Origin of the sequence: Amycolatopsis sp. NPDC058278 (assembly GCF_042881395.1) — a bacterium.
Lineage (GTDB): Bacteria > Actinomycetota > Actinomycetes > Mycobacteriales > Pseudonocardiaceae > Amycolatopsis.
Genome location: NZ_JBHVXZ010000068.1, coordinates 1 through 19,635 on the forward strand (window position 1 = coordinate 1; position 19,635 = coordinate 19,635).

General features: G+C 71.3%; 19 protein-coding genes and 1 pseudogene. 12 read left to right on the top strand and 8 right to left on the bottom strand.

Annotated features, from left to right (window positions below; genetic code table 11):
• Positions 1 to 368 precede the first annotated feature (368 nt).
• The 3 genes from ACFVYA_RS30295 to hrcA are packed head-to-tail and all read right to left on the bottom strand — an operon-like array spanning position 369 to position 3,347.
• Positions 369 to 1,121 (bottom strand): 16S rRNA (uracil(1498)-N(3))-methyltransferase, encoded by a 753-nt coding sequence (locus ACFVYA_RS30295; RefSeq protein ID WP_387049817.1) that lies wholly within the window; start codon positions 1,119 to 1,121, stop codon positions 369 to 371.
• 2 nt (positions 1,122 to 1,123) lie between these two features.
• Positions 1,124 to 2,290 carry a molecular chaperone DnaJ gene (dnaJ, locus tag ACFVYA_RS30300; protein ID WP_285985082.1) on the bottom strand — a complete coding sequence of 389 codons (1,167 nt, stop codon included), beginning with the start codon at positions 2,288 to 2,290 and terminating at the stop codon, positions 1,124 to 1,126.
• Between the two features lie 31 nt (positions 2,291 to 2,321).
• Positions 2,322 to 3,347 (bottom strand): heat-inducible transcriptional repressor HrcA, encoded by a 1,026-nt coding sequence (gene hrcA / locus ACFVYA_RS30305; RefSeq protein ID WP_285985083.1) that lies wholly within the window; start codon positions 3,345 to 3,347, stop codon positions 2,322 to 2,324.
• A 209-nt stretch (positions 3,348 to 3,556) separates the two neighbouring features.
• On the opposite strand from hrcA, the gene ACFVYA_RS30310 reads away from it, so the two are divergent.
• The 4 genes from ACFVYA_RS30310 to ACFVYA_RS30325 are packed head-to-tail and all read left to right on the top strand — an operon-like array spanning position 3,557 to position 5,983.
• Positions 3,557 to 3,976 (top strand): YbaB/EbfC family nucleoid-associated protein, encoded by a 420-nt coding sequence (locus ACFVYA_RS30310; protein ID WP_387049818.1) that lies wholly within the window; start codon positions 3,557 to 3,559, stop codon positions 3,974 to 3,976.
• Positions 3,976 to 4,293 (top strand): type VII secretion target, encoded by a 318-nt coding sequence (locus ACFVYA_RS30315; RefSeq protein WP_285985085.1) that lies wholly within the window; start codon positions 3,976 to 3,978, stop codon positions 4,291 to 4,293. The genes ACFVYA_RS30310 and ACFVYA_RS30315 overlap by 1 nt, the downstream gene beginning before the upstream one ends.
• Positions 4,290 to 5,492, top strand: a complete 1,203-nt coding sequence (locus ACFVYA_RS30320; protein WP_387049819.1) for a hypothetical protein — start codon at positions 4,290 to 4,292, stop codon at positions 5,490 to 5,492. The genes ACFVYA_RS30315 and ACFVYA_RS30320 overlap by 4 nt, the downstream gene beginning before the upstream one ends.
• Positions 5,489 to 5,983: a hypothetical protein gene (locus ACFVYA_RS30325; protein ID WP_387049821.1), complete on the top strand. Its 495-nt coding sequence runs from the start codon at positions 5,489 to 5,491 to the stop codon at positions 5,981 to 5,983. Before ACFVYA_RS30320 ends, ACFVYA_RS30325 begins: the two co-directional genes overlap by 4 nt.
• An 11-nt stretch (positions 5,984 to 5,994) precedes the next feature.
• On the opposite strand, the gene ACFVYA_RS30330 is transcribed toward ACFVYA_RS30325, so the two are convergent.
• Positions 5,995 to 7,059, bottom strand: coding sequence for an aldo/keto reductase (locus ACFVYA_RS30330; protein ID WP_387049823.1), 1,065 nt, complete (start codon positions 7,057 to 7,059; stop codon positions 5,995 to 5,997).
• Between the two features lie 115 nt (positions 7,060 to 7,174).
• Here ACFVYA_RS30330 and ACFVYA_RS30335 point away from each other — a divergent pair, with 115 nt between their 5' ends.
• Entirely contained in the window at positions 7,175 to 7,999 is an 825-nt protein-coding gene (locus tag ACFVYA_RS30335) for a helix-turn-helix domain-containing protein (protein ID WP_285985089.1), read from the top strand.
• Here the strand turns inward: ACFVYA_RS30335 and ACFVYA_RS30340 are convergent.
• On the bottom strand, positions 7,971 to 9,461 hold the full coding sequence (locus tag ACFVYA_RS30340; RefSeq protein WP_387049825.1) for a CoA-acylating methylmalonate-semialdehyde dehydrogenase: 1,491 nt from the start codon (positions 9,459 to 9,461) through the stop codon (positions 7,971 to 7,973). The two genes, ACFVYA_RS30335 and ACFVYA_RS30340, sit on opposite strands and share 29 nt — an antisense overlap.
• Before the next feature lie 136 nt (positions 9,462 to 9,597).
• Here ACFVYA_RS30340 and ACFVYA_RS30345 point away from each other — a divergent pair, with 136 nt between their 5' ends.
• The 4 genes from ACFVYA_RS30345 to ACFVYA_RS30360 all read left to right on the top strand — a co-directional run bounded on the left by ACFVYA_RS30345 (position 9,598) and on the right by ACFVYA_RS30360 (position 12,202).
• Positions 9,598 to 11,235: a PucR family transcriptional regulator gene (locus ACFVYA_RS30345; RefSeq protein ID WP_387049826.1), complete on the top strand. Its 1,638-nt coding sequence runs from the start codon at positions 9,598 to 9,600 to the stop codon at positions 11,233 to 11,235.
• Positions 11,236 to 11,290: 55 nt separating this feature from the next.
• Positions 11,291 to 11,626 carry an SSI family serine proteinase inhibitor gene (locus tag ACFVYA_RS30350; protein WP_387049828.1) on the top strand — a complete coding sequence of 112 codons (336 nt, stop codon included), beginning with the start codon at positions 11,291 to 11,293 and terminating at the stop codon, positions 11,624 to 11,626.
• Positions 11,627 to 11,694: 68 nt separating this feature from the next.
• Entirely contained in the window at positions 11,695 to 12,039 is a 345-nt protein-coding gene (locus ACFVYA_RS30355) for a helix-turn-helix domain-containing protein (RefSeq protein WP_387049829.1), read from the top strand.
• A gap of 1 nt (position 12,040) precedes the next feature.
• Positions 12,041 to 12,202: a DUF397 domain-containing protein gene (locus ACFVYA_RS30360; RefSeq protein WP_387049831.1), complete on the top strand. Its 162-nt coding sequence runs from the start codon at positions 12,041 to 12,043 to the stop codon at positions 12,200 to 12,202.
• Positions 12,203 to 12,286: 84 nt separating this feature from the next.
• Here ACFVYA_RS30360 and ACFVYA_RS30365 read toward each other — a convergent pair.
• From ACFVYA_RS30365 to ACFVYA_RS30375, 3 genes and pseudogenes are all read right to left on the bottom strand, one after another.
• Positions 12,287 to 13,892, bottom strand: a pseudogene (locus tag ACFVYA_RS30365) (DUF4173 domain-containing protein).
• A gap of 81 nt (positions 13,893 to 13,973) precedes the next feature.
• Positions 13,974 to 14,966 carry a HAMP domain-containing sensor histidine kinase gene (locus tag ACFVYA_RS30370; RefSeq protein WP_285985096.1) on the bottom strand — a complete coding sequence of 331 codons (993 nt, stop codon included), beginning with the start codon at positions 14,964 to 14,966 and terminating at the stop codon, positions 13,974 to 13,976.
• The gene (locus ACFVYA_RS30375; protein ID WP_285985097.1) at positions 14,963 to 15,655 is read right to left on the bottom strand and encodes a response regulator transcription factor; all 693 of its coding nucleotides are present in this window, start codon (positions 15,653 to 15,655) and stop codon (positions 14,963 to 14,965) included. Before ACFVYA_RS30375 ends, ACFVYA_RS30370 begins: the two co-directional genes overlap by 4 nt.
• A gap of 220 nt (positions 15,656 to 15,875) precedes the next feature.
• Between ACFVYA_RS30375 and ACFVYA_RS30380 the strand changes: the two genes are divergently transcribed.
• Genes ACFVYA_RS30380 through hydA form a run of 3 tightly spaced genes read left to right on the top strand, consistent with a single transcriptional unit; the run spans position 15,876 to position 19,628 of the window.
• The gene (locus ACFVYA_RS30380) at positions 15,876 to 17,453 is read left to right on the top strand and encodes an NCS1 family nucleobase:cation symporter-1 (RefSeq protein WP_387049833.1); all 1,578 of its coding nucleotides are present in this window, start codon (positions 15,876 to 15,878) and stop codon (positions 17,451 to 17,453) included.
• Positions 17,454 to 17,463: 10 nt separating this feature from the next.
• A complete protein-coding gene (locus ACFVYA_RS30385; RefSeq protein ID WP_387049889.1) occupies positions 17,464 to 18,246 on the top strand; it encodes a nitrilase-related carbon-nitrogen hydrolase in 783 nt (260 codons plus the stop codon).
• Entirely contained in the window at positions 18,246 to 19,628 is a 1,383-nt protein-coding gene (gene hydA, locus ACFVYA_RS30390; protein ID WP_285985099.1) for a dihydropyrimidinase, read from the top strand. Before ACFVYA_RS30385 ends, hydA begins: the two co-directional genes overlap by 1 nt.
• Positions 19,629 to 19,635: the final 7 nt, after the last annotated feature.

The following is a 19,635-nucleotide window of genomic DNA, read 5'->3' on the forward strand; positions in this document are numbered from 1 at the left end:
GGTCGGGGCTATCCCCTCGGGGGGCAAACCGGGGTCCCCCCCCCCCCCAAACCCAACGGCGGGGGGGCCGGGGCCTCGCCCGGGGGGGGGTCTGGGGGTTCGACCCCCAGAAGAACACAACGAAACCAGAACCGCGGCTCAACCGCGAGCGAAGCGAGCGAGGAGATGCCGCGGTGGCGGTGAAGCCTGGGGGTCGCCTCACCGCGACCGCGGCGGCCGCCGGACCGAGGGGGGAGGTGCCCGGCGGTGTCTGTGTCTTCCCAGTGGCGCGCCCGAACATTGAGTGGCGCGTTAATAAACGAGAGTAACGGGTCGGAGCGTGATCGCGCCATAACTGGGCGCAAAATTCGCCCGGTTTTTTGGTGATCTCACTGCCAGCGAGTCGTGAGCGCGCCGAGCGCACCCAGGGCCACCGCGGCGGCGGTGGAGGTGCGCAGGACCGTCGTCCCGAGCCGGACGGCCCGTGCGCCCGCGTCGCGGAGGACGCGAAGTTCCTCGTCGGTGATCCCGCCTTCCGGCCCCACGACCAGCAGCACGTCCCCGGTCTCGGGCAACTGCAGGTCGGCGAGCCGCTCGGGGACGTCGGACTCCAGCACGATGGTCAGCGACATCGTGGCCGCGAGCCCGGCCAGCTCCCTCGTGGTCACCGGTTCGGCGACCTCCGGCACGTGCGCCCGCCGGGCCTGTTTCGCGGCCGCCCGGGCGGTCGCCCGCCAACGCGCCAGGGCCTTCTCGCCGCGACCGCCGTCTTCCCACTTCGCGACGCTCCGAGCCGCTCGCCACGGCACGATCGCGTCGACCCCGGCCTCGGTGGCGAGTTCGACGGCGAGCTCGCCGCGGTCGCCCTTGGCCAGCGCCTGCGCGACCAGGACACGCAGCGCGGGCGGCTCCTCGGTCCAGTACGACTCGACCGACAGCGTCACCAGCGCGTCGCGCCCGGCCTGGACGCCTTCGACGACGCACCGGGCCATCGCGCCGGCGCCGTCGGACAGGACCAGCCGCTCCCCCGCGCGCAGGCGGCGGACGGTGGCCGCGTGCCGGGCTTCCTCGCCGTCGAGGACCGCGCGGCCCGAAGCCGGCACCGACGCGGCGAGGAAGACCGGCAGGGTGGTGTCGGGCACGGTCAGCGGTGGTTCTTGGCGCGGAGCTTGGAGAACAGCCCGCCGTGCTTGGTGCCGTTGGACGCCAGCGTCGGGACCTCTTCGCCCCGCTGCTGGGCCAGCTCGACGAGGAGTTCGCGCTGGGCTTCGTCGAGCTTGGTCGGGACCACGACGTCGATGTGGACGTGCAGGTCGCCGCGGCCGTCGACGCGGCCGGAGGACCGCAGCCGCGGCATGCCCTTGCCGGTGAGGACGAGCTCGGCGTTGGGCTGGGTGCCCGCCTCGATGTCGAGTTCGTAGTCGCCGTCCACGAGGGTCGAGATCGGCACCGTGGCGCCGAGCGCGGCCGTGGTCATCGGGATGCGGAAGTTGCAGTGCAGGTCGTGGCCCTGCCGGACGAAGACCTCGTGCGGGGTCTCGTCGATCTCGACGTACAGGTCACCGGCGGGGCCGCCGCCGGGGCCGACCTCGCCCTGGCCGGACAGCCGGATGCGCATGCCGTCGCCGACGCCCGGCGGGATCTTGGCCGTGACGTTGCGGCGGGCGCGGATGCGGCCGTCGCCGCCGCACTGGCGGCAGGGGTCGGGGATGACCTCGCCGAAGCCGCGGCAGACCGGGCAGGGGCGGGCGGTGACGACCTGGCCGAGGAACGACCGCTGGACGGACTGGACCTCGCCGGCGCCGCCGCAGGTGTCGCACGTCTTGACCGAGGTGCCTTCGCTGGTGCCCGCACCGCGGCAGAGGTCGCAGACGATCGCCGTGTCGACGGCGATCTCCTTGTCGACCCCGGTGGCGCACTCCTCGAGGGTGAGGCCGAGCCGGATCAGCGCGTCGGAGCCGGGCTGGACGCGGCTGCGCGGGCCGCGCCCGCGTCCCCCGCCCCCGCCGGCCGCGCCGAAGAAGGCGTCCATGATGTCGCCGAGGCCGCCGAAGCCGGCGAACGGGTCGCCGCCACCGCCGCCGCGCGCGCCGCCGTCCATCGGGTCGCCGCCGAGGTCGACGATCTTGCGCTTCTGCGGGTCGGACAGCACCTCGTAGGCCGTCGTGACCTCGCCGAACTTGTGCTGCGCGTCTTCCGACGGGTTGACGTCGGGGTGCAGCTCCCGGGCCAGCTTCCGGTACGCGCGCTTGATGTCCTGATCGCTCGCGTTCTTGGCCACCCCGAGGATGCCGTAGTAGTCCCTCGCCACCGTCTCTGCTTCTCCTTCTGCTCTGCCCGGCTCAGCGGCCGGCCAGGATCTGCCCCACGTAGTTGGCGACCGCCCGCACCGCGGCGATCGTGCCGGGGTAGTCCATCCGGGTCGGGCCGACCACCCCCATGCCGCCGAGCACCACGTCGTCGCGGCCGTAGCCGATCGAGACGACCGAGGTGCTGCGCATCTGCTCGTCTTCATTTTCCTCACCGATGCGCACCGTGATCGCACCGGGGTTGCGCGCGGCGGCCAGGAGCTTGAGCACGACGACCTGTTCCTCGAGGGCTTCGAGGACCTGGCGCAGCGAACCGGGGAAGTCGGCGACGTTGCGCGTGAGGTTCGCGGTGCCGCCGAGCACCAGGCGTTCTTCGGGGTGTTCGGCCAGTGACTCGACCAGGACCGTGGTGACGCGGATGAGCGTGTCACGCAGCTCGCCGGGCGACTTGTCGGGCAGCTCGGCGACCCGCGCCGCGGCGTCGTTGAGCCGCCGTCCGGCCATGGCCGCGTTGAGCACGCTGCGGAGCCGGGCGACGTCTTCTTCGGTGATGACGTCGCCGAGGTCGACCGTGCGCTGGTCCACGCGCCCGTTGTCGGCGATCAGCACCAGCATCAGCCGCGCCGGGGTGAGCGGCACCACTTCGAGGTGACGCACCTTGGCGTTGGTCAGCATCGGGTACTGGACGACGGCGACCTGGCGGGTCAGCTGCGCGAGCAGCCGGACCGAGCGCTTGAGGACGTCGTCGAGGTCGGTGCCGCTGTCGAGGAACGTGGTGATGGCGCGGCGCTCGGCCGCGCTCAGCGGCTTGATCTCCGACAGCCGGTCGACGAAGAGGCGGTAGCCCTTGTCGGTCGGGACGCGGCCGGCACTGGTGTGCGGCTGGGTGATGTAGCCCTCTTCCTCGAGCGTCGCCATGTCGTTGCGCACCGTGGCGCTCGACACACCCAGGTTGTGCCGCTCGACGATCGCCTTGGACCCGACCGGTTCCTGGTTGGACACGTAGTCGGCCACGATCGCGCGCAGCACGTCGAAGCGGCGTTCCTCCGCGTTGGCCACCGGTTCCTCACCTACCTCGCTCGCTGCTCGATCCGAGTTTACGTAAGCCTGAGCCGGTCGCGCTCAACGCCGCCCGCCCGGCCGGGTAAAGAGTCCGCAAACCGACGCCCATGAATTGTTCTAAAAATGAGTTTCCCGCTTGAATGGGGAACCGAAAACCGGTTTGCTCCCTCTGATCGACACATCCTTCCCCGACTGACGAGGTCGCCGTGAACAATTTTGCCCCGGCTTCGGCCGGTATGCCCGAAATAGCCCGGCGCGCGGCCGAGGCGAAGGCACGGCTGGAGCACGTCTCGGCGACCGCCACGAGCGCCGACGGGGCCGTCACGGTCACCGTCAACACCGCCGGTGCGCTGCAGGAACTCAGCTTCGGCCCGCGTGCGGACGAGCTGCCGCGGACCCGGCTGGCCCAGGCGGTCCTGGCCGCGGCGCGCCGGGCCCAGCTCGACGCGGCACAGCAGCTGACCGGCATCATGGCGCCGGTGATCGGCGAGCACAGCGAGGCGATGGAATTCCTCAAGGAACAGATTCCGGCGCCCGAAGTCCCCGAAGAACGCAGCGGAGAACCGCGCCGGAAACCGCCGTCCGACGACGACTTCGGCAGCCCGATCCTGCGCCGGGGGCTCTGATGGCGATGCGGGTCGACTTCGACGTCCTCGGCGGGCACGAGGACGACATCCGCGAGATCGCCGCCAAGGTCCAGCAGGCGCTCGACGCCGCCGGCACCGCACAGGCCCTCGACTTCGACGCGTTCGGCCTGGTCGGCCAGGTCTTCGCCCTCCCCATCCAGGCGTGGATCGACACGGCCGACAGCTTCCTCGCCGCGGCCGTCGAGGCCGGCCACGAAGTCGCGGACCGGGTGAAGACCGCGCACACGGCGTTCCGCGAGCACGAGCAGAAGACGAAGTCCCTGATCGAAGGTATCGGCAAGGAGCTGCCGGCATGACGGAGACGCAGGAGAACCCGCTGGTCACGACGGCCGAGTCGCCGGGCGGCTTCTGGAGCGGCATGGGCGACGGCTCGAAGGGCGAGCCGGCCAACCTCAACGCCCAGACCGGCGGCGCGGGCATCTTCAGCGACGCCGCGTCGACGCTCACCGACGCCCGGAACGGCGACTGGGGCAACCTCGCCATGGACGTCGGCACCGACGCCCTCGACCTGCTCGGCGCGGCGATGGATCCGCTCGGGACCCTGGCGAGCGCGGGCGTCGGCTGGCTGATCGAGCACATCAGCTTCCTCAAGGACGGTCTCGACAAGCTGGCCGGCAAGCCCGAAGCGATCACCGCCAAGGCCGTGACCTGGACGAACATCGCCAAGCAGCTCACCGAGACGGCCGAGAGCTACGAACAGCAGGCGAAGAAGGTCCAGGGGTCGTTCAGCGACTGCGGGTCCGCGGAGGCCTACCAGCGGACGGCCGAGAGCTACGTCGGCGTCCTGCGCGGCGCCGCGTCCCACGCCGAAGGCGCGTCGACCGCGATGAACGTCGGCGCGGCGCTGGTCGGCACCGAGCGCGGGCTGATCCGCGACCTGATCTCGTCGTTCGTGGGCGAGCTGATCGTCAAGGCGCTGGCCGCGCTGGCGGCGTCGTGGTGCACCTTCGGCGGCACGATCGCGGCGTTCATCGCGGACACGGTGATCGAAGGCGGGGTGCTCGCGGAGAAGATCAGCACGCGCATCGCGAAGATCGTCGAGAAGCTGGAAGGCCTGGCGAAGGGCGCGGGCAAGTCGAAGGCGGCTCTCGAAGGCGCGGCGAACGCGCTGAAGAAGGCGGGGAAGGCGGCCGACCGGATCGTGGACCGCAGCGTCGAGACGGCGGCCGGCATCGAGCGGAAGGCGAACGAGCTCAAGCAGGCGGGCCGGGAGGCGAAGTCCGCCGAAGAGACGGCGAAGGGCTGGAGCGACGCCGCCAAGGAGCGCGTCCCGGGCCGCGAGAAGCTGGAAGGCCCCGGCAAGTACTCCGAGGAGGGCCGCAGCGTCCTGAACCAGCACAAGGTCCTCGACCCGAACGAAAAGGTGCACTGGAACACCGCCGACACCGTCGGCGTGGCGACCGAAGGCCGCCGCCAGGAGAACGAACAGTACGACCGCTACCACGAGGCCCAGGAGGCCTACGAGAAGGAACACCCCGAAGGCGAGGGCGAGTGAACGACCGGCCCGAGGTGGAGCTGGCCAACCGCAACGGCCGGCTCCACCCCGCGCAGCGCGGCGCGCTGCTCGACCTGAACTTCTGGGTGGCGGCGACCCTCGTCATCGCCGGTCTGGTGGTGACGGTGACCCTCGCCACCGCGGCGGAGACCGCGGGCGAAGTGCTGGGCACCGTGGTCCCGCTCCTGGCGATCACCGGCTGGTTCGCGTTCGTCTGCTGGCGCCGGCTCGCCGACGCCTTCGGCGGCCGGCTGACCGCGGTCACCGGCTGGACGCACGACTTCGACAGCGCTCGCCTCACCGACGAGTACCCGATCGGCCTGCACCGCAGCCCGGAGGGGTTCAAGAGCCTCGAATCGTTCAGCCTGCGCGCCGGTGGCCGGACCTACCCGCTGGAGCGGAAGCTGCGCGAGCGGATCCGGCCGGAGCGGGTCAACACGATCCTGATCGCGCCGCGGTCCAAGGTGCTGATCAACGTCCTCCCGGCCTGACCGGCACGCGCTCAGCGGCGGGCTTCGATCCGCAGGTCGCCGCGGGTCACCGTGCGGAGGTGGTCACTGGCGAGCACGTCGTGCGGGTAGCCGAGCTCGATCGCGGCGACCTCCTCGAGGCAAGCCAGGTGCGAGGCGCTGAAGGCGACCTCCAGGGCACCCAGGTTGTCTTCGAGCTGGGCGGGGGTGCGGGCGCCGATGATCGGCGCCGTCACGCCCGGGTTCCGCAGGGTCCAGGCCAGCCCGACCTGGGCGGGGGTGCGGCCCAGCTCGGCGGCGACCTCCCGCACGACGTCGGCGACGGCGAGGCTGCGCTCGGTGACCAGGCCCAAGCCCGCGTTGAAGCTCTTGCGGGCGCTTTCGCCGGGTCCGGGCTCCGCCGCGGTCAGGTCCGCGCGGCGGTACTTGCCGGTGAGCAGGCCGCCGGCCAGCGGCGAGTACGGGGTCACCCCCAGCCCCATCGCCCGGGCCATCGGGATCAGGTCACGCTCGGCGGCCCGGTTGAGCAAGTTGTATTCGATCTGCAGCGCGACCAGCGGCGACCAGCCGCGCAGGTCGGCGATCGCCTGCATGCGCGAGACCTCCCAGGCCGGGACGTTGGACATCGCCACGTACAGGACCTTTCCGGCGCGGACGAGATCGTCCATGCCGCGCAGGATTTCCTCCACCGGCGTCGTGAAGTCCCAGACGTGCAGGTAGAGCAGGTCGAGGTAGTCCGTGTTCAGCTGCCGCAGGCTGGCCTCCACCGACGCGAAGAGGCTCTTGCGGTGCGGTCCCCCGGAATTCGGGTCACCGGGCCGGCGCAGCGTGGTGTACTTCGTCGCCAGCACCAGGCTCTCGCGGTGCTCGCGCGCGAACTCCCCGAGCAGGCGCTCGGAGCTGCCGTCGGTGTAGGTGGGCGCGGTGTCGACGAAGTTGCCGCCGCGCTCGACGTAGGTGTCGAACAGCTTGCGCGCCTCGTCCTTCTCCGCGCCCCAGCCCCACTCGGTGCCGAAGGTCGCCGTGCCCAGCGCCAGCGGGGAGACCCGCAGCCCGGAGCGGCCCAGCAGCCGGTAGGTGTCAAGGGTGAGGGACATCAGGTCCTCCTGTGCTCGAAATCCGTCGGGCACCAGCCTGTGATCACCGCGGGCCGGGGGTAAGGGAGAGGACTTCCTGGGAACACGAGTCCTACCCCCGGCGGTTGTACCGGGCATGATCACCCCGACCGAGGAGCTGGCCGCGTTCCTGCGGACCCGGCGCGAGCGCCTGGACCCGGGCGACCTCGGCTTGCCCGCCCGCCGGCAAGCCCGGCGGACCCCGGGTCTGCGCCGCGAAGAGGTCGCCGAACTGGCCGGCGTCAGCGTCGACTACGTCGTGCGGCTCGAGCAGGGGCGGGGGCTGCGGCCTTCGGCGGACGTGGTGGCCGCCCTGTCCCGGGCGCTGCGCCTGACCCCCGCCGAACGCACCTATCTGTTCGACCTGACCCGGCAGCGCCCGGACGACGCCGTCGAGCCCGCGACCACCGCGGTGCCGTCACTGGCCCGGCTGGTCGACGACCTCTCGCCGCTGCCGGCCATGCTGATGAACCACCGCTACGACATCCTGGCCTGGAACGGCGAAATGGCGGCGCTGCTGCTGGACTTCGGCACGCTGCCGCCGTCACAGCGCAACGCGATGTGGCTGTGCCTGCTGCACCCGGAGATCCGCGACTACTACGTCGACCGCGAGCGCGTGGTGCGGGAAGGCATCGCCCACCTGCGCGCCGCGTGGGCCGCCCACCCGGAAGACCCGGCGTTGCTCGGCCTCATCGCCGAATGCACCCGGGACGAGGAGTTCGCGCGGCTGTGGGCCGAGCGGGACGTCAAGGCCACCGGCCGCGGGAGCAAGGTGCTGCGCCATCCCGCGGCCGGCGTCCTCGCGGTGGACTTCGAAGTGCTCCTGCCCCTCCGGGACACCGATCAGCGGGTGATGATCGGCCGGCCCGCGGACGAGGCGAGCCGGGCCGCGCTCAGGAGTTGCGTGGGAAGCCCAGGTTGACCCCGGCGTGCGAGCGGTCCGGCCACCGCGAGGTGACGACCTTCGTCCGGGTGAAGAAGTGGAACCCCTCCGGCCCGTACGCGTGGCTGTCGCCGAACAGCGAGTCCTTCCAGCCACCGAACGAGTAGTAGCCCACCGGGACCGGGATCGGGACGTTGACCCCGACCATGCCCACCTCGACCTCGCTGGAGAACTTCCGCGCGGCCGCGCCATCACCGGTGAAGACGGCCGTGCCGTTGCCGTACGGGTTGGCGTTGATCAGCGCCAGCGCGTCGTCGTAGGAGGCCGCGCGCGCCACCGAGAGCACCGGCCCGAAGATCTCGTCGGTGTAGATCGACATCTCTGGGCGGACGTGGTCGAACAGCGTCGGGCCGAGCCAGAAGCCGCCTTCGGAGACCTCGATGCCCCGGCCGTCGACGACCAGTGACGCACCGGCGGCCACCCCGGCGTCCACATAGGACTCGACGCGGGCGTGGTGGGCCGCGGTGACCAGCGGCCCCATCTCCGACTCCGGGTCGCGACCGTCGCCGACGCGCAGCCGGGACATCCGTTCGGTGATCTTCTCCACGAGTGCGTCGCCGACCGGGTCGACGGCCACGACCACCGACACCGCCATGCACCGCTCCCCCGCCGAGCCGAACCCGGCCGACACCGCGGCGTCGGCGGCCAGGTCGAGGTCGGCGTCCGGCAGCACCACCATGTGGTTCTTCGCCCCGCCGAGGGCCTGGACGCGCTTGCCGTGCCGGGTGCCGGTTTCGTAGACGTACCGCGCGATCGGCGTCGACCCGACGAACGAGATCGCCTTGACGTCGGCGTGTTCGAGCAGCCCGTCCACGGCGGCCTTGTCGCCGTGCAGCACGTTGAGCGCGCCCGCGGGCAGCCCGGCCTCGGCGAACAGCTCCGCGATGAACACCGCCGCCGACGGGTCCTTCTCGCTCGGCTTCAGCACCACGGTGTTCCCGCAGGCCAGCGCGTTGGGAACGAACCACAGCGGCACCATGGCCGGGAAGTTGAACGGCGAGATCACGCCGACCACGCCCAGCGGCTGGGCGATCGAGTAGACGTCGACACCGGTGGAGGCGTTCTCGCTGAACCCGCCCTTGAGCAGCTGGGCGGCCCCGCACGCGAACTCGACGTTCTCGATCGCGCGGGCGATCTCGCCGGCCGCGTCGGACTCGACCTTGCCGTGCTCGCTCGTGATGATCTTCGCCAGCTCGTGCTTGCGGGCGGAGAGCAGCTCGCGGAAGGCGAACAGCACCCGCGTCCGCCCGGCCAGCGACGTCCCCCGCCAGCCCGGCAGCGCCGCCTTGGCCGCGGCGACGGCGGCTTCGACCTCGGCCTCGCCGGCGAAGTCGACGTGCGCCCGGACCTGTCCGGTGGCCGGGTCGAAGACCTCGCCGGACCGCCCGGTGGCCCCGCTGAACGGCTTGCCGTCGATCCAGTGGCTGATGCGGTCGGTCACGGCGGGCACTCCTCGCACTCGGCAACATCCCGTGACGAGTCTCCGGGCGGGCGCCACGCCAGGCCATCGGCAACGTGTACGCCAGTTGGCTTCCGGCCGTACAGTCTGTCCCTGCCGACCCCCACGCCGAGGAGCCATGTACCCGACCGTCGCCGAGGTCCTCGCGCTGCCGGTGCTGCGCCAGGGCCGTCCGCACGTCGTCGCCGGCGCCGCCGGGCTGGACGCGCCGGTGCGCTGGGCGCACGTCGCCGAGGTCGCCGACATCGCGCACCTGCTGCGCGGCGGCGAGCTGGTGCTGACCACCGGCGTCGCGCTGCCCGACGACGGCCCGGCGCTCGCCCGGTACGTCGCCGACCTGGCCGGGGTCGGCGCCGCCGGCGTCGTGGTGGAGCTGGTCCGGCACTGGAGCGACAAGCTGCCCGCCGCGCTGGTCGGCGCGGCGGAGGAGCACGGCCTGCCGCTGGTCACGCTCTCGCGGGAGACGCGGTTCGTGAGCGTCACCGAGGCGGTGAACGGCCAGATCGTCGACGCCCAGGTCGCCGAGCTGCGCGCCGCCGAGCGCGTGCACGAGACGTTCACCGCGCTGACGGTCGCGGGCGCCGAACCCGGCGTCGTCCTGGGCGAGGTCGCCCGGCTCACCGAGCAGCCGGTCGTGCTGGAAACGCTCTCCCACGAGGTCCTCGCCTACGACGCGGCCGGCACCGACCCGGCCGAGCTGCTCACCGGCTGGCCGGCCCGGTCGCGGGTGGTCCAGGTCGGCGAGCGCACCGGCTACCACCCGGGTTCGGGCTGGCTGGTGACCGTGGTCGGCGCGCGGGGGCACGACTGGGGACGGCTGATCCTGGTCTGCGCCGACCAGCCGCCGCACCGCCACCGGGTGGTCGCCGAGCGGGCCGCGTCCGCGCTGGCCGTGCACCGGCTGGTCGCCAAGGAGTCCGAGGGGCTCGAACGCCAGGCCCACCGCGCGGTGCTCGCCGAGCTGCTCGCTTCGCCCGCCCCGACGGCGGAGCTGCTGGCCCGGGCCTCGGCACTGGCCGTGCCGCTGCCCGGACGGCAGCTGGTCGGGCTGGCCGTCCGGCCGCGGCTGACGGGGACGGCGCGGCCGGCGCTGTCCACCCCGCCGGTGCTGCGCGAGCTGGCCGAGGCGACGGTCCTGGCGGCCCGCCGCGCGAAGGTGTCGGCGCTGGTGGCGGCGGACGACCTCGGCGTGCGGGCCCTGATCGCGCTGTCCCCGGAGGCGAACGCCGACGCCGTGCTGCACCGGCTCGCCACCGACGTCCACGAGGCCCGCGGCAGCGCACCGGGGGTGCTCGCGGTCGGCACGACGGTGGCGTCCCCCGCCGAAGCCCGCCGGACGTTGCTGGAGGCGGGCCAGGTCGCGGCGGCGGCGCTGGGCACGGGCGCGGACCGGGTGGTGCACCGGTTGTCGGACGTCCGCCTGCGCGGCCTGCTGCACCTGCTTTCCGGCGACGACCGCGTGACCGCGTTCGCGGCGCGGGAGCTCGGCCCGTTGCTCCAGCGCGACGCGGCCTCGGGCAGCCGGCTCGTCCAGGCGTTGCGGCACTACTGCGAGCAGGGCGGCAACAAGTCGGCGGCAGCCGCGGCGGCCCACACCTCACGCACGGCTTACTACCAGCAGCTCGCCCGGATCGAGCAGGTCCTCGGCGTCCGGCTGGAGGACCCCGAGTCGATGTTGTCGCTGTACGTCGCCCTGCTGGCCTGGGACCTCACCCGGCCGAGGGAAGAAGACTCACCCGGACGTGCAGCACAGTGATCGGCACCGGACGGCCGATGACACCGATATGGCCCTAATCCCCTTCGCAGCTTGCTTGCTGAGTCTCGGCTGTCTGACACCGGCGCAGCCCCCGGCCTCGACCCTGCAGCTGACCACCCACGACACCGCCGGCCGGATCGGCTCGGTGGTGCTGACGTGCGACCCGGTGGGCGGCACGCACCCCAAGCGCGACAAGGCGTGCGCGGTGCTGTCCGGCGTCGGCGGTGACTTCTCGCGGATCACCGCGCGGCACCAGGCGTGCACGCTGATCTACGCCCCGGTGGACGTCGCGGCGATCGGTACCTGGCACGGGAAGCCGGTGTCGTTCGAGACGACGTATGCGAACCGCTGCGAAGCCGCCCGCGACTCGGACGAGGTTTTCGCGTTCTGACGCCGCTCCGCGACAGCTGAACGGCATCACCCGGCCGGGCACGGCCTGCCCCGGGGCAGGCTGTGCCCATGCCACCACCGATCGCCACGCCCCGGGCCCGCGCGCTGGGCTTCGGGATGAAGAGAGCCCGGCAGGCACGGAACCTGAAGGTCCGCGAGCTGGGCCGGTTGACAGATGTGCTGCCGCAGAACATTTCCAACTGGGAGAGCGGCAAGCGCATCACGAAGATCGAAGAGGTCGCCACGATCCTCGCCGCACTGCGGGTGGAGTCGGGCGAACGCGCCCGGCTCCTCGAGTTGGCCCGCAACGCCAACGAGCCCAACTGGCTCGAGCAGCACGCCCCGCCGATGGCGCTCGGCGAACCCGGATCGCTCCAGCTCGTCCAGGGGGTGATCTCGGAACCGGAGGCCTGAAATGTCAGATGTCACCTGGCGGAAGTCTTCTCACAGCGGCGAAGAGACCAACTGCGTCGAAGTTCGGCTCGCCGGGCTGTCGCAGATCCGCGACACGAAGACCGCGCGGGCGGCACACTCTCCGTCACCACCCGATCGTGGGAAGCCCTGGTCACCAGCCTGAATGCGCGGAAGCCGCCGGGCCGCCCCCACGACGACCCGGTGACTTCCGCGTAACTCTTAACCACGCACTACTCGCCGGTCCGGTTCACCCGCACGCGGTGACCGGGCCGAGAGTCACATCACGGGCCGCCGAGCGGCTGAGGTTCCACGCCGGCCAGCCGTCTGAGGTGCCGTCGGTGTCGTCGCGGAGGACCTGCCGCAGCACGCAGGTGCGCAGCGGATCCGCCAGGCGGTCCGAGACGACCGGGACCACGTCGGCGGAGAAGCGGGCCAGGTAGCGGTCGTCGAGGGGCTTGCCGGCGGCCGCGCGGTCGAGGTTGGCGTCGGCGATGAGACGTTCCGGGTCGAGGACGGCGAGGCCGAGCAGCGCCGCCGCGGCCGTGCCGATCGCCGCGCGCGGCAGCCACGCCGGGCGCAGCCGGACCAGCGCCGCCAGCACCAGCACGAACAGCGCGCCGAACCAGAGTTCGCAGACCTCGACCAGCAGCCGCAGCACGGTGAAGCCGTACCCCTGCTGGTAGGTCCACATGCGACTCAACGCCCGAACCGACGAGCACCAGGGACAGCGCGCTGAGCGCGCCGAGCAGGACGCGCTGCCGGAGCCGGTCGGCCTTCGTCGAGTCCGGCGCCCACCGCAGCGCCGCGGCGACGATGGCCAGCGTCAGCACCGTGACGGCGCACAGCTGCCAGAAACCGCCGCGGGCGTACTCCGCCGACGTCAGGTTGCTGGTGCGCAGGACGTACTCGGTGCCGCCGAAGAGCACGACCAGCCGGACCCCGACGAAAACGCTGAACACCAGGACGAGGACGACCAGCGGGACCGTCCACTCCAGACCGTATCCGCTCCGGTGTGGACGGTCGCCCGAGACGCGCGGCGGTGGCGCGGCGAGGAAGTAACAAGCTCCGGCGACGACCAGTGCGACGACGGCGAACACCGAGCACCACCGCACGACCGTCGCGACGCTGAGATCGGGGATCATGGCGTTGACGACGGCGGCGAAGGCGGCATCGGCACTGGCCAGCAGCGGCACGAAGACCCCGACGAGACCGGCGGCGGCCAGCACGGCAAGCGCGATCCGCCGGGCGACGCCGTCCCGGCGGGCGGTGAAGCGACCGGTCCCGCGCCCGACCCACGGAATGGCCCGGAAGGCTTCGATCGGGACGGCGAGCATGTCGTAGAGAACGGAGTGAACGGTCCGCTCCCCGACGACAGCCAGCGACCCGGCCACGACGGCGGCGACGACGCAGAGGACGAACAGCCACCCCGACGCCCGCACGGCCCCCACGGCGAGCAGCCCGAGCGCGAGTGCGGCCCACCCGGCGCTGCGCCAGGTGAAGGCCCCTTCCGCGGTTTCGCGCGAACGCCGATCGGCCACGACGACAGCGGCGGCCACGGCCAGCCCGCTGAGCAGCCACCCCACCCCGGGCCGGTCGACGGGCAGCAGCAGCGCTCCGGCCACCCCGGCCAGGCCGGCGGCCGGGAGAACGGCGGGCGGCAGCGGAACGACAGCGGACTTCGGCGGCGGCAACGGCCGCAGCAGCACTTGCGGAGCAGCAACGGCCACCCCACCGCCCGAGGCAGTGGGCAGCCCGGCCGTCACTTCCGGACCGCGGGCCGCGCCGATCTCCCGCGTGGCCACCGATCGCTTGCCCCGGGGCACCCCGGAACCACCGACATGAGCTTTGGGCATTTCGCCTCTTCCTCGAGATCCCGTGTTCACTTTTGCAAATGGCGATCCTCGCAACGGCTCCAGGCAAGGCAGCGAGCAGGACTAAACCGGCAGCGTCACCCGGATCCGGCTGCCCGGCCCCGGCGCCGGATCCACCACCCCGATCGTTCCCCCGTGCAGTTCCACCGCCCACCGGGCGATCGCCAGCCCCAGGCCCGTGCCCCCGCCCGAGGGCCGCTCGCCCCGGGTGAACCGCTCGAACACCCGCTCCCGGTCCGCCGGCGCGATCCCCGGTCCCTCGTCGCACACGTCGATGCGCACCTCCCCCGGCCGCACCTGGGCCACGACCCGGACCTGACCCCCCGCCGGGCCGTGGCGGGCCGCGTTCTCCAGCAGGTTCGCCACCACCTGGAACAACCGCCCGCGGTCCGCCGTCACCACCGCGCCCTCCGGGGACACCGACACCTCGAACGTCACCCCGCGGCCCGCGAACGCCGCCTCGCCCACCACTTCCGACAGCAGCGACCACAGCGAAAACGACGTCTTGTGCAGCGGGATCGCCCCCGCGTCCAGCCGCGACAGGTCCAGCAGTTCGTTCACGAGCGTCGCCAGGCGTTCGGTCTGCTGCAACGCCGTCTTCAGCGTCGCCGGGTCCGGGTCCTCGACGCCGTCGACGAGGTTCTCCAGCACGCCGCTCAACGCCGTGATCGGCGTCCGCAGCTCGTGGGAGACGTTCGCGATCAGCTCCCGGCGCTGCCGGTCCGCGTCGCCGAGGTCCCCGGCCATCTGGTTGAACGCCCCGGCCAGCACCCCGACTTCGTCGCGCGTGGTGGCCCGGATCCGGCGGCTGTAGTCGCCCTTCGCCATCGCGCGCGCCGCCGCCGTCATCTCCCGCAGCGGCCGCGTCATGCCGTGGGCCAGCACCTGCGACAACACCAGCGCGAGCACCATCGCGGTGATCGTCGTCTTCGGCGGCAGCCAGCCGATCTGCCAGTTGAAGAACGCGAACGCCACCCCACCGGAGGCGACCATCAGGATCGCCAGCTTCAGCTTGATCGACCGGATCCGGTCCAGCGGCCTCGGCACGAAGTTCACGATCCCGCCTCCAGCGCGTACCCGACGCCGTGCACGGTCCGGATCAGGTCCGCGCCGAGCTTCCGCCGCAGCGCTTTGATGTGGCTGTCCACCGCCCGGGTGGCCGCGGACGTGCCGTGGACGTCCCAGTCCCACACCTCCGACAGCAGCCGTTCCCGCGGCTGCACCACCCGCGGCCGCCGTGCGAAGTGCACCAGCAGGTCGAACTCGATCGGCGTCAGCTGCGCCGCGACCCCGGCCCGGGCGACGCGCCGCTGGTCGACGTCGATCTCGAGGTCGCCGAGCACGATCCGGGTGCCGGCCACCGAAGACGAGCGCTCGACCCGCCGCAGCAGCGCGTGCACCCGCGCGGTCAGCACCCGCATCGAGAACGGCTTCGTGAGGTAGTCGTCTGCGCCGACGCCCAGCCCGACCAGCAGGTCCGTCTCGTCGGCCCGTGCGGTCAGCATCAGCACCGGCACCGGGCGGCGGCCCTGGATCCGGCGGCAGACCTCCAGGCCGTCGAAGCCCGGCAGCATCACGTCGAGCACCACCAGGTCCGGCTCCGAAGCGGCCTCCGCCTCGACGGCGGCCGGTCCGTCGTGGACGACCTCCACCCCGAACCCTTCGGCCCGCAGCCGGGCCGCGATCGACGCGGCGATCGTGACGTCGTCCTCGACGACCAGCACCCGCCGCCCACCCAGTTCCATGACCACGACCCTAAGCACCTCCGGTGGAGACGGTTCGCGTGAAGTGTGAAGATCCTGTGGAGACGTTTCAGCCGCTTTGCCGGTTGATGACGGCCGGATGTGTGACGCAGGTCATGCACTCCGGGACCTGTTCGCGCAATCGACAGACTGCACTCCTGATCGGCGAAGAGTGAACAGACTGCCGTTGCCCCGGCGATGACCAGGCGCGCAGGATTCCGCAATGGCGCCGACACCCGCAGACCAGCGCGTGCACGACGACGGCCGGGTCGAGCTCGACCCCGCCGACGTCCGGTCTCTCGAAGGCAGCCGGTTCTTCAACGAGGAACTGGCCCCCGTTCCGGTCGAAAAACGGACCTGGACCACCTACAACTACTTCGCGCTCTGGATGGGGATGGCCCACAACATCCCCAGCTACGCCCTGGCCGCGTCGCTCATCGCGCTCGGCATGAACTGGGTGCAGGCGCTGATCACGATCACCATCGGCAACCTGGTCGTGCTGGCCCCGATGCTGCTCAACAGCCACGCCGGCACCAAGTACGGCATCCCGTTCCCGGTGTTCGCCCGCGCGTTCTACGGCCTGCGCGGCGCCAACCTGGCCGCGCTGCTGCGCGCGTTCATCGCGTGCGGCTGGTTCGGCATCCAGACGTGGGTCGGCGGCGAGGCCATCTACGTCATCGTCGGCCGGCTGCTCGGCTCGTGGTGGCGGGACTCCGCCGTCGTCGCCGGGCAGCACTGGACGCTGTGGCTGTCCTTCGTGGTGTTCTGGATCGGCCAGATGCTGATCATCTGGCGCGGCATGGACGCGGTCCGCCGGTTCGAGAACTGGACGGCACCGCTGGTGTCCGTCGGCTTCCTGATCATGCTCGGGTACGTGCTGGTCAAGGCGGGCGGCCTCGGCCCGATCCTTTCGGCGCCCGGCGAGCTGGGCTGGGGCCCGGAGTTCTGGAAGGTGTTCGCGCCGTCGCTGATGGCGATGATCGCGTTCTGGTCGACGCTGTCGCTGAACATGCCGGACTTCACCCGCTTCGGCGGCAGCCAGCGCAAGCAGGTCCGCGGCCAGGTCCTCGGCCTGCCGACGACGATGACGTTCATCGCGATCGTGGCCATCCTGACGACGTCGGGCGGGCACGTGCTCTACGGCGAGGACATCTGGGACCCGGCGAAGCTGGCCGACAAGTTCACCAGCCCGGTCGTGGTCGTCATCGCGCTGGTCGCGCTGGTGCTCGCCACCATTTCGGCCAACCTCGCGGCCAACGTCGTCAGCCCGTCCTACGACTTCTCGAACGCGTTCCCGAAGAAGATCACGTTCGCGGTCGGCGGCGGGATCACCGGCGTCATCGGCATCCTCATCCAGCCGTGGCGGCTGTACTCCGACCCGAACATCTACATCTTCGCCTGGCTCGGCTTCTACGGCGGCCTGCTCGGCGCGGTCGCCGGGGTGCTCGTCGCCGGCTACTGGCTCGTCAACCGCACGAAGCTGCGGCTGAAGGACCTCTACACACCCGATGGGGTGTATTGGTTCAGCGGCGGGTGGAACTGGCGCGCACTGGTCGCCACGCTGGTGGGAGCGCTTCTCGCCGTCGGTGGCGCCTACAGCGCCGACAACTCCGGCCCCTTCCCCGCCGACGGTTTGATCCCGTTCCTCAAGCCGCTTTACGACTACAACTGGGTGATCGGCCTCGTCGGCGCGTTCGTCGTCTTCGCCGCCCTTTCGATTCCGTCAACCAAGCCGTCAACCAAGGAGGAAGCAAGTGAGCGTCGTCCGAGCCGGATTGATCCAGCAGCGGTGGACGGGTGACAAGGAGTCCATGATCAAGGCGGCGGTCGACCACATCGCCACCGCCGCCTCGCAGGGCGCCCAGGTCGTCTGCCTCCAGGAGCTGTTCTACGGGCCGTACTTCTGCCAGGTGCAGGACGCCGACTACTACTCCTACACCGAGGCCATCCCAGACGGGCCGACCACGCGGCTCATGCAGGAGGTGGCCGAGCGCCACGGCATCGTGCTGATCGTGCCGATGTACGAGGTCGAGCAGCCCGGCGTCTACTACAACACCGCCGCGGTGATCGACGCCGACGGCACCTACCTCGGCAAGTACCGCAAGAACCACATCCCGCAGGTCAAGGGGTTCTGGGAGAAGTTCTACTTCCGCCCCGGCAACCTCGGCTACCCGGTGTTCGACACGGCCGTGGGCCGCATCGGCGTCTACATCTGCTACGAGCGGCACTTCCCCGAGGGCTGGCGCGCGCTCGGCCTGGCCGGGGCGAAGATCGTGTTCAACCCGTCGGCCACCAGCCGCAGCCTGTCGCAGTACCTGTGGCGGCTGGAGCAGCCGGCGGCCGCGGTGGCGAACGAGTACTTCGTCGGCGCGATCAACCGGGTCGGCGTCGAACCACTGGGCGACAACGACTTCTACGGCCAGACGTACTTCGCCGACCCGCGCGGCCAGCTGGTCGGTGACGCCGCGTCCGACACCGACGACGAGGTCGTGGTGCGCGACCTCGACCTGGGGCTGCTCGACGAGGTCCGGAACCAGTGGGCGTTCTACCGCGACCGCCGTCCGGACACCTACGGCCCCCTCGCGGAGGCCTGATGACCACGCTCATCCAGGGTGGTCAGGTCGTTTCGCCGTCGGGAGCGATCCTGGCGGACGTCCTCGTCGACGGCGAAACCATCGCCGCGGTCGGGGCGCCCGGGACGCTGACCGGCGACGAGACGATCGACGCCACCGGGAAGTACGTGCTGCCGGGTGGCATCGACGCCCACACCCACATGGAGATGCCGTTCGGCGGCACCCACTCGGTCGACACCTTCTCGACCGGGACCACGGCCGCGGCGTGGGGCGGCACGACCACGATCATCGACTTCGCCGTGCAGGCCAAGGGCACGTCACTGCTGTCCACACTGGACAAGTGGCACGCCAAGGCCGACGGCAACTGCGCGATCGACTACGGCTTCCACATGATCGTCTCCGACGTCAACGACCAGTCGCTCAAGGAGATGGAAGCCTGCATCGACGGCGGTGTCGGCAGCTTCAAGATGTTCATGGCGTACCCGGGAGTGTTCTACTCCACGGACGGGGAAATCCTGCTGGCGATGCAGAAAGCGCGCGAAATCGGCGCTACGATCATGATGCACGCCGAAAACGGCATCGCGATCGACCAGCTGGCGGCGCAGGCCTTCGAAGCGGGCCACATCGACCCCGTGCAACACGGCCTCACGCGGCCGCCGGAACTGGAAGGAGAAGCGACGTCGCGGGCGATCCAGCTCGCGAAAGTGACCGGATCCCCGCTGTACATCGTGCACCTTTCGGCGTCGCAAGCGCTTGCGGCGGTCGCGGAAGCGCGCAACGACGGTCAGAACGTCTTCGCCGAGACCTGCCCGCAGTACCTGTACCTGTCCATTGAGGACCTGGCGAAGCCGGACTTCGAGGGCGCGAAGTACGTCGCTTCACCGCCGCTGCGGGAGAAGTCGCACCAGGCGGACCTGTGGCGCGGGCTGCGGACGAACGACCTGTCCGTGGTCTCCACCGACCACTGCCCGTTCTGCTTCAAGGACCAGAAGGAACTGGGCCGCGGCGACTTCCGGGCCATCCCGAACGGCATGCCGGGCGTCGAACACCGGATGGACCTGCTGCACCAGGGCGTCGTCGCCGGTCAGCTGACACTCGGCCGGTGGGTCGAGACGTGCTCGGCGACACCGGCGCGGATGTTCGGGCTGTACCCGCGAAAAGGTGTCATCGCGGCGGGTTCCGACGCGGACATCGTGATCTACGACCCTTCGGCGACGCAGACGCTGTCGGCTTCGACGCACCACATGAACGTGGACTACTCGGCGTACGAAGGATTCGAGATCACCGGCCGCGTGCACACCGTGCTGTCCCGGGGGCGCGTTGTCGTGTCGCCCTCAGGGTTCTCCGGTTCGACGTCGCACGGCAAGTTCCTGTCCCGCTCGCTGAACCAGTACCTGAACTAGGGGGCGG

Bases quoted from the DNA above. Each gene is read 5' to 3' on its own strand.
- ACFVYA_RS30315 (WP_285985085.1), top strand. From the start codon at position 3,976: ATGGCGATGCGGGTCGACTTCGACGTCCTCGGCGGGCACGAGGACGAC.
- ACFVYA_RS30320 (WP_387049819.1), top strand. From the start codon at position 4,290: ATGACGGAGACGCAGGAGAACCCGCTGGTCACGACGGCCGAGTCGCCG.
- ACFVYA_RS30330 (WP_387049823.1), bottom strand. From the start codon at position 7,059: ATGTCCCTCACCCTTGACACCTACCGGCTGCTGGGCCGCTCCGGGCTG.
- ACFVYA_RS30335 (WP_285985089.1), top strand. From the start codon at position 7,175: ATGATCACCCCGACCGAGGAGCTGGCCGCGTTCCTGCGGACCCGGCGC.
- ACFVYA_RS30345 (WP_387049826.1), top strand. From the start codon at position 9,598: ATGTACCCGACCGTCGCCGAGGTCCTCGCGCTGCCGGTGCTGCGCCAG.
- ACFVYA_RS30355 (WP_387049829.1), top strand. From the start codon at position 11,695: ATGCCACCACCGATCGCCACGCCCCGGGCCCGCGCGCTGGGCTTCGGG.
- ACFVYA_RS30360 (WP_387049831.1), top strand. From the start codon at position 12,041: ATGTCAGATGTCACCTGGCGGAAGTCTTCTCACAGCGGCGAAGAGACC.
- ACFVYA_RS30375 (WP_285985097.1), bottom strand. From the start codon at position 15,655: ATGGAACTGGGTGGGCGGCGGGTGCTGGTCGTCGAGGACGACGTCACG.
- ACFVYA_RS30380 (WP_387049833.1), top strand. From the start codon at position 15,876: ATGGCGCCGACACCCGCAGACCAGCGCGTGCACGACGACGGCCGGGTC.
- ACFVYA_RS30385 (WP_387049889.1), top strand. From the start codon at position 17,464: ATGATCAAGGCGGCGGTCGACCACATCGCCACCGCCGCCTCGCAGGGC.
- hydA (WP_285985099.1), top strand. From the start codon at position 18,246: ATGACCACGCTCATCCAGGGTGGTCAGGTCGTTTCGCCGTCGGGAGCG.